The 10,827-nt window shown below is 69.0% G+C and carries 11 protein-coding genes and 1 pseudogene; 4 read left to right on the top strand and 8 right to left on the bottom strand.

The genetic code is table 11. The features are described 5' to 3' along the window. The 3 genes and pseudogenes from BM004_RS30660 to BM004_RS30650 form a co-directional block, all read right to left on the bottom strand. Positions 1 to 239 (bottom strand): annotated as a pseudogene (locus tag BM004_RS30660) (phosphoethanolamine transferase); the annotation flags it as partial. Between the two features lie 127 nt (positions 240 to 366). Then, on the bottom strand, positions 367 to 984 hold the full coding sequence (locus BM004_RS30655; RefSeq protein ID WP_093219010.1) for a phosphatase PAP2 family protein: 618 nt from the start codon (positions 982 to 984) through the stop codon (positions 367 to 369). Then, on the bottom strand, positions 971 to 1,678 hold the full coding sequence (locus BM004_RS30650) for a phosphatase PAP2 family protein (RefSeq protein ID WP_093218992.1): 708 nt from the start codon (positions 1,676 to 1,678) through the stop codon (positions 971 to 973). Before BM004_RS30650 ends, BM004_RS30655 begins: the two co-directional genes overlap by 14 nt. A 142-nt stretch (positions 1,679 to 1,820) precedes the next feature. Between BM004_RS30650 and BM004_RS30645 the strand changes: the two genes are divergently transcribed. Next, a complete protein-coding gene (locus BM004_RS30645; RefSeq protein WP_093136030.1) occupies positions 1,821 to 2,495 on the top strand; it encodes a response regulator transcription factor in 675 nt (224 codons plus the stop codon). Further along, positions 2,492 to 3,847: a sensor histidine kinase gene (locus tag BM004_RS30640; RefSeq protein WP_093136027.1), complete on the top strand. Its 1,356-nt coding sequence runs from the start codon at positions 2,492 to 2,494 to the stop codon at positions 3,845 to 3,847. The genes BM004_RS30645 and BM004_RS30640 overlap by 4 nt, the downstream gene beginning before the upstream one ends. Before the next feature lie 3 nt (positions 3,848 to 3,850). Here the strand turns inward: BM004_RS30640 and BM004_RS30635 are convergent, their stop codons facing one another. The 4 genes from BM004_RS30635 to BM004_RS30620 are packed head-to-tail and all read right to left on the bottom strand — an operon-like array spanning position 3,851 to position 6,696. Continuing rightward, positions 3,851 to 4,570, bottom strand: coding sequence for a M949_RS01915 family surface polysaccharide biosynthesis protein (locus tag BM004_RS30635; protein ID WP_093218990.1), 720 nt, complete (start codon positions 4,568 to 4,570; stop codon positions 3,851 to 3,853). 10 nt (positions 4,571 to 4,580) lie between these two features. Further along, entirely contained in the window at positions 4,581 to 5,003 is a 423-nt protein-coding gene (locus tag BM004_RS30630; protein ID WP_093218989.1) for an acyl-CoA thioesterase, read from the bottom strand. Next, positions 5,000 to 5,893: a DMT family transporter gene (locus BM004_RS30625; protein ID WP_093218987.1), complete on the bottom strand. Its 894-nt coding sequence runs from the start codon at positions 5,891 to 5,893 to the stop codon at positions 5,000 to 5,002. Before BM004_RS30625 ends, BM004_RS30630 begins: the two co-directional genes overlap by 4 nt. Before the next feature lie 20 nt (positions 5,894 to 5,913). After that, a complete protein-coding gene (locus tag BM004_RS30620; protein WP_093218986.1) occupies positions 5,914 to 6,696 on the bottom strand; it encodes an SDR family oxidoreductase in 783 nt (260 codons plus the stop codon). Between the two features lie 168 nt (positions 6,697 to 6,864). Between BM004_RS30620 and BM004_RS30615 the strand changes: the two genes are divergently transcribed. Beyond that, positions 6,865 to 8,562, top strand: a complete 1,698-nt coding sequence (locus BM004_RS30615; protein WP_093218984.1) for an electron transfer flavoprotein-ubiquinone oxidoreductase — start codon at positions 6,865 to 6,867, stop codon at positions 8,560 to 8,562. Positions 8,563 to 8,646: 84 nt separating this feature from the next. Here BM004_RS30615 and BM004_RS30610 read toward each other — a convergent pair whose 3' ends face one another. Next, positions 8,647 to 9,732 (bottom strand): hypothetical protein, encoded by a 1,086-nt coding sequence (locus BM004_RS30610; protein WP_093218983.1) that lies wholly within the window; start codon positions 9,730 to 9,732, stop codon positions 8,647 to 8,649. Between the two features lie 59 nt (positions 9,733 to 9,791). On the opposite strand from BM004_RS30610, the gene denD reads away from it, so the two are divergent. Beyond that, complete coding sequence (gene denD / locus BM004_RS30605; RefSeq protein ID WP_093218981.1) at positions 9,792 to 10,808, top strand: D-erythronate dehydrogenase; 1,017 nt, start codon at positions 9,792 to 9,794, stop codon at positions 10,806 to 10,808. Positions 10,809 to 10,827 lie beyond the last annotated feature (19 nt).

Below are 10,827 nucleotides of genomic sequence, written 5' to 3'. Positions count from 1 at the left end.
ATCCAGCGCGACCAGGCCGTGAACGACAGGATGGCCACCGTGCCGCACAGCGTGAGCAGGCTCATGACGGCGATGGTGGGCAGGTAGGTGCTGGGCGCGCCGCCGATGCGGGCCAGTTCGTTCCACAGCGGCCAGTTGGTGGTCAGGACCAGGTAGAGGCTCAGCCACAGCACGACCATGCCGGCCGAGCGCGGCTGCGCCAGCCACAGATTGAAGCGCGTCCAGGGCGCACCGGACACCGGTGGCCGGGGGGTTTGGGAGGGGGAGGACTCAGGGGAGCCTACGCGCTGCAGCGGCGCGGAGGCTGTTCGTGAAACAGACATGCATCGAATTTAGAGGGCCAGCCTGAAAGAAGCCTGAACCACCCTACGGCGTTGCTGCCGGGTTGCTGGTCGGTGCCTGCCCGTTTGCCGCTCGGGCCCTGCGCACCCGCGCTCGCCAGCGCGCCACGACAGGCCCGGAAGCGGCCTGGCTCAGCGGCCGGCTCACCCCGCGCTCCACCACCAGCGACACCAGCGCGCCCAGCATGGCCGCGGCGGCGATGTCCGAAGGGAAATGCAGGCCCAGGTACACCCGGCTCCAGGCCACCGCCGCCGCCACCAGCAGCGCCGCGATCATCGGCGCGCGAGACGGCAGGCACCAGAGCGAGAAAGCCGCGGCGAAGGCACCGGCCGCGTGCAGGCTGGGGAAACCCGGGCGCACGCCCTGCGGCACCCACTGGATGCCCAGGCCGTAGAAGGCGGGCCGCGGCATCGGCGCCAGCGTGCGGACCAGGTTCACCAGCAGCCACACGGCCAGCAGGCTCACGAGCGCGGTGAACAGCGCGTAGCGCCAGCGCCGGCTGACCAGCGCGCAGGCGCCGACCACGAGCATCAGCAGGGCCGGCAGCAGGTCGGAGGCGAATTCGGCGAAACGCAGGGTCCAGGCCGGCACCGTGGGGCCCGCGTTGACCAGCCGGAACAGGGCGAAATCAAGATCCTGCATGCGCGGCAACGGCGGGCTTCACGGCCGCACGCGGGTGGAAGCGCGTCACCACCAGGTCGATGCCGAAACCCACCACCCAGCAGACCCAGGCGGTCCAGAAGGTGTGGCTCATGTAGTGCGCGCCCCGCAGCTGCTGCGACACGCCCAGCGCGAGCCCCGCGGCCACCGCCACGCCCAGCCAGATGGCGGCCACGCGGGGCGACACCCGGCGCAGCACGAAATACCCGCCCATGTAGGCGAAGGCGGCCGAGGCATGGCCGGCCGGGAAGCAGCCGCCGGGGCCGCCGTCGTCGACGCCCCAGGACCAGTGCGACACGTAGCGCGCCGCGCCGCCGAATTCCTGCAGGTCCCAGGGGCAGCTGGTGTGGCTGGCATGCTTGAGCACGCTGACGGCGACCACCGCGGCCAGCACCGTCAGCGCCAGCTGGACGCGCCCGCCCGCGGACAGGCCGCGCAAAAAGCCCACCGGCCAGCGGATGGCGATGAACAGCGCCGTCACCAGCACCCAGCTGAGGTCGCGCGCGCCTTCATGCATGACGTGGACCATGAAAGGGTTCGAACGCAGGGGAAACCCTAGATAAGAGCCCGCCATGCGCGCCAGCGCGAGGTCCCCGCCCGTCGCGTCCCATGCCATCAATGCAGCCAGTGCAAGCAGGGTCAGCACCCCCAGGCGAAAATTCGGGAAACGTGTCATGAACGGAGGCAGGACTGAAAAACAGCCGCGAGCCTACGTTTGCGGAATGAACCCAGCCTGAAGCAACCTGAACCGAATCTGACTTTTCGGGGTGTTGCAATTCCGTCGCGCTAGACTTCTTTTTTTGTTCCAAGGACATGGCGTGCGCATCTTGCTTGTCGAAGATGACAACTCTCTGGCAGATGCCGTCTGCAGCTACCTGATGGCCAAGGCCTTCGTGGTGGACGTGGCGCCCAGCCTGGCCGACGCGCGCGGCGCGCTGCTCGCGGTGCAGTACGCGGCGGTGCTGCTCGACCTGCACCTGGGCGACGGCGACGGCCTGTCGCTGCTGCCGCAGGTGCGCGCCCTGCCCGAGCGCCCCATCGTCATCGTGCTGACCGCGCGCGACCAGGTCACCGACCGCATCCGAGGCCTCGATGCGGGCGCCGACGACTACCTCATCAAGCCCTACGACCCGGCCGAGCTGCTGGCGCGGCTGCGCGCGGTGGAGCGCCGGCGCAGCGCCAACAACTCGCCCGTGCTGAAGCTCGGCACGCTCGAGATCGACCTGGCCCACGACATGGTGCGCAAGGACGGCTCGCCGATCACGCTGACGCAGAAGGAATGGGCGCTGCTGCGCGTGATGGCCACGCGCCCCGAGCGCATCCACACGCGCGAGAACCTGGCGGACGCCCTCTACGGCTTCGGCGACGAGGCCGACAGCAACACGCTGGAGGTGTTCATCAGCCGGCTGCGGCGCAAGCTGGGCCGCAGCCACATCCAGACCCTGCGCGGGCTGGGCTACCGGCTGTCGTTCTCGGCGGACGACGACGAATGACCACGCGCCGCTTCGTGGCCGGGCGCGACTCGCTCGCCGGCCGGCTGACGCGCACGCTGATCGTGTGGGTCGGCGGGGTGTGGCTGCTGTGCGTGTTCGCCGTGGTCTGGTACGTGGACCGCGAGATCAACCACAACTTCGACAACGAACTGGTCGAGGTCTCGCACCGCATGTTCGCCATGGCCGTGCAGGAACTCGAGAAGCTGCAGCACCCCGGCGAAGACCCCCCGCGCCAGCCGCTGATCGCGCCCAAGCAGCTCTTCTCCGAAGACGCGGTGATCTACCAGATCATGGACCTGCACGAGCACGTGCTGCTGCGCTCGGCCGAGGCCCCCGCCGACACCTTCGACGTGCCGCTGGCCGCCGGCTTCGCGAACAACCCGAGCTGGCGCATCTACACCGTGCGCCACCCGACGCTGGGCCTGTTCTTCCAGGTGGCGGACCCGCTGGACGAGCGCCGCCACGCCCTCAACCGCACGCTCTTCGGCCTGATCATTCCGCTGGGCGCGGTGCTGCCGCTGCTCGCGCTGGTGCTGCGCAACGTGGCGCGCACCGAGCTGCGCGTGCTGCAGCAGATGGCCGGCGAGATCGAGAAGCGCAGCGGCGCCGACCTGCGGCCCATTGCCCTGGAGGCCGGCCTGCCGCACGAGCTGCGCTCGGTGGGCGACCACGTCAACCGGCTGCTGGAGCGGCTGTCGCAGTCGCTCGACGTCGAGCGCGCACTGGCCGCGAATGCCGCGCACGAGCTGCGCACGCCGCTGGCCGCGGCGCGGCTGCGGCTGCAGACCGCGCTGGAGCACGACCTGCGGCGCAACGACGTGCAGGCCGCGCTCGACGCGCTGCAGATGCTGAGCCACCGCGCCGAGAAGCTGCTGCAGCTGTCGCGCGCGGAGTCGGGCGCGTCGCTCACGCGCGCGCAGGTCGACCTGGTGCAACTCGCGGGCACGGTGGCGCAGGAGTTCTGGCAGGACGCGCAGATCAACGAGCGGCTCACGCTCAAGGTGCCCGACGTCGACGCGCCGGTCGCGCTCGGCGACGTCGACGCGCTGGCCATCGCGCTGCGCAACCTGGTGGAGAACGCCCTGCGCTACGGCGGCGGGCGCGTGGTGCTCGAGGTGATGTCGCCCTGCACGCTGGCCGTGCGCGACTTCGGCGCCGGCGTGAACCCCGAGCAGCTGCAGACACTGCAGCAGCGCCACGTGCGCCACAGCTCCGACCGCGCCGGCTACGGGCTGGGCCTGTCGATCGTGGGCACCATCGTCGAGAAGCACAACGCCAGGCTGCAGCTGTCGTCGCCGCCGCAGGGCGCGGCGCGCGGCTTCGAGGCGCGCATCGTGCTGCAGCCCGCCTGAGCCTCAGCGCCGGGCGGATTCCTTCTTCGGCACGAAGTCGTCGGAGTTGTCGAAGCCGAATTGCCCGGCCTGGGTCATCGCGATCATCTTCTTCACGAGATGGCGCTGCACCGCCTTCGGCAAGGCGAAGTAGTTGCTGTTGCCGGTGGTCCTGCGCTCGCCGTCGAGATGGCCGGTGATGGCGTGGACCGTCGCCTTGCTGCCCTTGTGGAAGGTGAGGATCTTGATGCGTCCCAGGTAGTCGTCGTTGTCGATGTGCCCGGCGTCTTCCTGGTTGAAGAAGCGGTACACGAGCACGGGGTCGACCAGCCCGTCACCGTCGATGTCCGCGAGCTCGATGAGCTTCGAGCGGAAGTTGACGCCCGCCTCGTCCTTGGCGGCAAAGTCGCGAATCGACCATTGCTTCGCCAGCGCATTGCCGCCCTCGACCTTGTAGAGCGCGGCCTGGATGGTGGACGACAGCAGTTCCTCGGCGAACGGCGCGTCCTGCTTCTCGCCGAGCAGCAGCGCGTAGCTGCCCGAGGTGTCGGTGTAGCAGTAGCGCTTGAACACGGGGAGTTCGAAGCCCGCGGTCTTCACCGCCTCGGCGCTCAGGTACGGCACGTTGGCAGGGCATTCGGTGGCGGCGGGCTTGAGGGGAGCCTGGGTCGGTGCCTTGGTCTGCGCATGGGCCGATGCGGCAAGCAAGGCGAAGGAAACCAGCGCGAGGAGCTTCGGTTTCATCGCGTGTGCCTCACTCGCTCACCAGCGTGCGCAGCCAGTCGGGCAGGGCCAGTGCCTTCTGCTTCGGAAAGTCGACCCAGATGGTGGTGGCGCCGCCGGCGGCGCAGATGACGTCGGGCTCTTCGGCGAGGGCCATGGTGCCCCAGGTCTCGAAGGTGGTGCGGCCGGGGTCGCTCACGTACATCTTCAGCAGCACCTTGCCCGGGTACTCGATCTGCCGGTAGAAATTGCAGAAGGCGTTGACGATCACCATGCCCTCGCCGCCCGGCTCGGGCTCGAAGCCGATGGAATGCATCCAGTCGATGCGCGCCGTCTCCAGGTAGCGAAAGTAGGTGCCGTTGTTCAGGTGGCCCATGGCGTCCATGTCGCCCCAGCGGATGGGAATGGACATTTCGTACACGAGCTTCTTCTTTTCGGGAATTTCGATTCTCATCGGTGCGCCTTGATGGATGCGAGGATGCCCAGCACGAACAGCGCCGCCGCCACCCACTCGGTGGCCTGCGGCCAGCGGCCGTCCCAGACGAAGGAATAGAGCAGCGCGAACAGCGTCTCGCTGACGATCAGCTGGCCGCACAGGCTGGCGGACAGGCGCTGGCTCGCGATGTTCCAGAGGATGGTGGCGAGCCACGACGAGCCGAAGCCGCCGGCCAGCGCGATCCACACGAACAGCATGCCGTCGGGGCGCGACTGCAGCGTGGCCACGTCGCTGCCCGCAACCAGCCACAGCAGCAAGGCGCCCAGGCCGGTCGCCACGCCGAGCCAGTTGGCCCAGTCGGCCGCGTGGAGTTCGGTGTGGCGCTGCAGCCAGGCGGCGTTGAGCAGGCCGTACACGGTCCAGCTCACCATGGCGGCCACGGCCAGCGCGATGCCCCAGCCGAAGCGTGCGCCGCTGCCACCCGCATCGGCCGCGTGCTGCGCGGACCAGGCCCCGTAGACCATGAGCGCGATGCCCGCGCCGGTGAGCAGCAGCCCCGGCAGCAGCGCACGCATCTGCAGGCCCACGGGGCGGCCCAGCAGCATCATCCAGACGGGAATCGTGCCGATGATCAGGCTCGGCACCTCGGTGCCGGCCGCCTGGATGCCGAAGGCCAGCAGCAGGTAGTAGCCGCTGAAGCCCAGCACGCTGAGCCCCAGCGCCGCCAGCGCCTGTTGCCGGCTGGGCCAGCGCACGGCGGCCGGCCGCGCGAACACCGCGAGCCCCGAGACGGCACCGAACACCAGGAAGCGCGCGGCGGTGATGTCCACCATGCCGAAGTGGCCCACCATGCGCGGCGCCACGAAAACCAGCCCCCACAGCGCCCCCGCGCCCAGGCCGGCGGCAATGCCCGCCCAGGCCCTCGGACTCAGAGCGCGAACCCGTCGTCGGCCGCGATGACGGCGCCGTTCACGAAGTGGCTCTGGCCGCTGGCCAGCAGCACGATCAGGCCGTCCAGGTCTTCGGGCTTGCCCACGCGCTTGCGCGGCAGCATGCTGACCAGCTTGGCGCCGCCTTCGGTGCTCCAGTGTTCTTCATTCAGTTCTGTGGTGATGTAGCCCGGGCACAGCGCGTTCACGTTGATGCCGAAGCGGCCCCACTCCAGCGCCATGGCCTTGGTCATCTGCACCACGGCCGCCTTGCTCATGCAATAGGTGCCGATCTGCGGCATGACCTTCAGTGCCGCCGACGAGGCGATGTTGATGATGCGCCCGCCGATGTAGGTGCCCGGCGCCGTGCCCTTGGCGCGCGCCAGCATGCGCTTGGCCACCTCTTGCGCCACGAAGAAGGAGCCTTTGACGTTGGTGTCGAAGATGTAGTCGTAGTCGTCGGGCGTCACGTCCTCCAGGCGCTGCGTGGTGCTCACGCCCGAATTGTTGACCAGCACGTCGATGGGCCCGACCTCGGTCTCGGCGCGCGCCACGGCGGCCTTGATGCTGCCGACATCGGTCACGTCGAGCTCGACCACGTGGGCGTCGCCGCCCTCGCCTTCGATGCGCGCGCGCAGCTCCTTGAGCTTCTCCACGCGGCGGCTGGCCAGCACCACGGCGGCGCCGGCGCGCGCCAGCGTCTTGGCGAATTGGGCGCCGAGCCCGCTGGAGGCGCCGGTGACGAAGGCCACGCGGCCGGAGAGATCGATGCTGTAGGCCATGAACTTGAATCCCGTGGAGTCGCGAAGGTGACGCGAAGGGTGACGCGAAGGTGGTGCGCAAGCCGCGCCCATGGATGACAGGGGCTGGCCCTGGACGCCGCATAAAATGCCCCGCAATCCGGGATGCAATGCCCCGCGCCTCGAAAAATCATTATCGACCCAACCCACATGACGCACGACGAAATCCTCGCCCAGTTCGGCCCTCGGGAAGCCATGGAATACGACGTGGTCGTGGTCGGCGGCGGCCCGGCCGGCCTCTCGACCGCGATCAGGCTCAAGCAGCTCGCTGCGCAGCAGGAGAAGGAAATCTCCGTCGTCGTGCTCGAAAAGGGCTCCGAGCCCGGCGCGCACATCCTCTCGGGCGCCATCATGGACCCGCGCGCCCTGAACGAGCTGCTGCCCGACTGGAAGGAACTCGGCGCCCCGCTGAACCAGCCCGTCACCGACGACGCCATGGTGTTCCTGGGCGAGAAGTCGGGCCTGCGCACCCCCAACGCCTTCCTGCCGGCCTGCTTCCAGAACCACGGCAACTACATCATCAGCCTGGGCGCCTTCACCAAGTGGCTGGCCCAGCAGGCCGAGAACCTCGGCGTGGAAATCTTCCCCGGCTTCCCCGCCGCCGAGGTGCTCTACAACGAAGACGGCTCGCTGCGCGGCGTGGCCACCGGCAACATGGGCGTCGGCAAGGACGGCGAGCCCACCGAGAACTTCCAGCTCGGCATGGAGCTTCTGGGCAAGTACACGGTGTTCGCCGAAGGCGCGCGCGGCCACCTGGGCCGCCAGCTCATCGCGAAGTACAAGCTCGACGCCGGCAAGGACCCGCAGACCTACGGCCTCGGCGTGAAGGAAGTGTGGGAAATCGACCCCCAGCGCCACCAGCCCGGCTTCGTGCTGCACACGGCCGGCTGGCCCATGAACAGCGATACCTACGGCGGCGCCTTCCTGTACCACATGGAGGACAACAAGGTCACCATGGGCTTCATCACGGGCCTGGACTACAGCAACCCGTACCTGAGCCCGTTCGAGGAAATGCAGCGCTGGAAGCTGCACCCCAACATCCGCTGGTACCTCGAAGGCGACGAGGCCAAGGGCATCAAGCCCGCCAAGCGCATCGGCTACGGCGCGCGCGCCATCACGGCGGGCGGCCTGATGTCGCTGCCCAAGACGGTGTTCCCGGGCGGCGCGCTGGTCGGCTGCGAAGCCGGCTACCTCAACGTGAGCCGCATCAAGGGCAGCCACGCCGCCATCAAGACCGGCATGCTGTGCGCCGAGGCCGCTTTCGACGCGGTGCAGGCCGGCCGCCAGCACGACGAACTCACGGCCTACCCGGCCGCGTTCGAGAAGAGCTGGCTGCATGCAGAGCTGAACAAGGCGCGCAACTTCAAGGCCTGGTTCAAGAAGGGCCTGGGCATCGCGACGTTCATGAACGGCGTGGAGCAGTGGCTGCTCAAGGGCCACATCCCATGGACGCTGCGCCGCAACAAGCCCGACCACCTGTACCTGAAGCCGGCGTCGGAGTGCAAGCCCATCGTGTATCCGAAGCCCGACGGCAAGCTCACCTTCGACCGCCTGTCCAGCGTGTTCATCAGCAACACCAACCATGAAGAGCAGCAACCGGCCCACCTGACGCTGAAAGACGCAACGGTGCCGGTGAACGTGAACCTGGCCAAGTTCGCGGGCCCCGAGAGCCGCTACTGCCCGGCCGGCGTGTACGAGTTCGTGGGCACCGACGACGGCAAGCAGCGCCTGCAGATCAACGCGCAGAACTGCGTGCACTGCAAGACCTGCGACATCAAGGACCCGACGCAGAACATCGTGTGGGTCACGCCGGAAGGCGGCGGCGGACCGAACTACGTCGGCATGTAAGGCGCCTGCGCGCCATTTGAAAAAGCCCTCTTCGGAGGGCTTTTTGCTTTCTTGATCTCTTGGCTCAGCGCCCGGCGGCGCGTCTCAGGCCAGGTACGCAGCGACCTCGTCGGGCGCGAGGAAGCGCACCAGCGCCACGTGCGGGTCCTGCTCGGAATGCAGCACGTGGTTGAAGCCGTTCCAGCTGCGGTTCGGCTTGTCCTGCGTTTCCAGCGCGACGAGCACCAGCCGCCCCTGCCTGCGGACGTTCTCGCGCAGCGTGCCTTCGCCCCAGCACCAGGCCATGGTGTCGACCAGCTCGCCCTTCGAGAAGGCCGGCGCCTGCAGCCACAGGTAGGCGGCGGCGTCGCTGTCTTCAGCTTCGCGGCGCGTGCGCGGCGGTTGCCGGATGCCGAGCTGCTGCGCGTGCGTTTCCATCAGGTCCTGCAGCAGCGAGAACGCATGGAAGTTGTTGTTGACGCCGTGGGCGCGAACGATCATCCCCGCCCGCGAGGTCGGCAGCAGCACCACCAGCTCGTCTTCGTAGGACAGCAAGGCCGCGCCGTGCAGGAAGTGCAAGCCCTCGAACGGCAGCGAATCGTTGGCATGCATGGATTCGAGATGCGCCACCAGTTCGCCGTCGGCCAGCAGCGCGCGGTGGTTGCGCACGTCGCGCACCGTCATGGCCATCATCGGCAGCACCAGCAGATCGACCGCCGTTCGAAGCGCGTCGACCTCGAAGCGCGCCGGCGGTGCCAGCGCCTCGCGTGCGGCATTGGCGGCCTGCCAGGCCGCGAGTTCTTCTTCGTCCTGCTGTTCGGCTTCTTCGCCTTCCTCCACCTCCTCCACCTCCTCGATCTCCATCGGCTCCGTCGCGCAGTACGGCGCCAGCGCCGCGAGCAAGCGCCCCATCAGCTGCCGCGCCGCATCGAACATCAGGTGCGGGTCGGCCCCGTTCTCCACCAGCGCGCCGCAGAACAAAGCCAGCAATGCGGCCCGGTGCGGATGCAGGTCGGGCAGCAGCGCGGCGCTCGCGCGCAGCACATCGTCGCTGCCCGGCCCCTGCGCCACGTCGGCGTAGAACGCCAGGACCGCCGGGCGCTGGAAGAAGGCCTGCTGCGAGTCCAGGTCGGCTTCTTGCCGCACGGGGAGCCGCAAGGCGGCGAGGAAATCCGGGGGAAGTTCTTTCATGCGCAAATTGTGCTGCACGGGTGGGCGCTATCCTCGCCGGACAAGGAGACAAGACACCCATGCACATCGTCATCACCGGCGGCGCCGGCTTCCTGGGCGCACGCCTCGCCCGCACCTTGCTCGCGCAAGGCCAGCTGTCGCTCGCGGGCGCGGCGCCGCGGCCCATTTCACGCATCACGCTGGTCGACCGCGCGGCCCCGCCGGCCGACCTGGCGGCCGACGCGCGCATCGCCGCCGTCACCGGCGACCTCAACGACCAACTGGCCGCGCCGCACGCGGCCTTCTGGCGCGAAGCCGACGCCATCTTCCATCTGGCCGCCGCCGTCAGCGGCGAATGCGAGGCCGACTTCGACCTCGGCATGCGCAGCAATTTCGCGGCCACGCACGCGCTGCTCGAACGGGTGCGCGCACTGGGCACGAAGCCGGTGCTGGTGTTCGCCAGCTCGCTGGCGGTGTTCGGCGACTCGCCCGAGCAGCCGCTGCCCGAAGTGATCGTGGACCAGACGCTGCCCACGCCGCAGACCAGCTACGGCATCCAGAAATTCATCGGCGAGCAGCTGGTGGCCGACTTCACGCGCAAGGGCTTCGTGCGCGGGCGCAGCGTGCGGCTCATGACGGTGAGCGTGCGCCCGGGCAAGCCCAACGGCGCGGCCTCGGGTTTCTTCAGCGGCATGGTCCGCGAGCCGCTGGCCGGCCTGCCGGCCGCCTGCCCGGTGCCCGACAGCACGCCTGTCGCCATTGCGTCACCCGCGCGCACGATCGAGGGGATCGTTCGCGCCGCCGAGGCCACCGACGCCGAATGGGGCCCGCGCACCGCGCTCAACCTGCCCTCGCTGGCCACCACCGTGGGCGACATGGCCGCGGCGCTGGAGCGCGTGGCCGGCAAGGCGGCCACCGCCCTGCTCGACCGCGCGCCCGATGCGGCCATCATGCGCATCGTGAAGACCTGGCCCGGCCGCTTCGAGACGGCGCGCGCCAAGGCGCTGGGGCTCACGGCCGATCCGAGCTTCGAGGCCGTAATTCGTGATTACGTCCGTGAAAATCCCGACGCGGTGAAGCTCCCGGGTGTTGCATAGTCGGTTCAAGCGCGCCTGA

Origin of the sequence: Variovorax sp. OK212, from assembly GCF_900112425.1 — a bacterium.
Taxonomy (GTDB): Bacteria; Pseudomonadota; Gammaproteobacteria; order Burkholderiales; family Burkholderiaceae_C; genus Variovorax.
This window is presented reverse-complemented; position numbering and strand designations above follow the sequence as displayed.

What these genes read in the sequence shown, in the direction of transcription:
- denD (WP_093218981.1), top strand. Translation starts at nt 9,792, where the DNA reads ATGCACATCGTCATCACCGGCGGCGCCGGCTTCCTGGGCGCACGCCTC.
- BM004_RS30620 (WP_093218986.1), bottom strand. Translation starts at nt 6,696, where the DNA reads ATGGCCTACAGCATCGATCTCTCCGGCCGCGTGGCCTTCGTCACCGGC.
- BM004_RS30615 (WP_093218984.1), top strand. Translation starts at nt 6,865, where the DNA reads ATGACGCACGACGAAATCCTCGCCCAGTTCGGCCCTCGGGAAGCCATG.
- BM004_RS30640 (WP_093136027.1), top strand. Translation starts at nt 2,492, where the DNA reads ATGACCACGCGCCGCTTCGTGGCCGGGCGCGACTCGCTCGCCGGCCGG.
- BM004_RS30630 (WP_093218989.1), bottom strand. Translation starts at nt 5,003, where the DNA reads ATGAGAATCGAAATTCCCGAAAAGAAGAAGCTCGTGTACGAAATGTCC.
- BM004_RS30655 (WP_093219010.1), bottom strand. Translation starts at nt 984, where the DNA reads ATGCAGGATCTTGATTTCGCCCTGTTCCGGCTGGTCAACGCGGGCCCC.
- BM004_RS30635 (WP_093218990.1), bottom strand. Translation starts at nt 4,570, where the DNA reads ATGAAACCGAAGCTCCTCGCGCTGGTTTCCTTCGCCTTGCTTGCCGCA.
- BM004_RS30650 (WP_093218992.1), bottom strand. Translation starts at nt 1,678, where the DNA reads ATGACACGTTTCCCGAATTTTCGCCTGGGGGTGCTGACCCTGCTTGCA.
- BM004_RS30610 (WP_093218983.1), bottom strand. Translation starts at nt 9,732, where the DNA reads ATGAAAGAACTTCCCCCGGATTTCCTCGCCGCCTTGCGGCTCCCCGTG.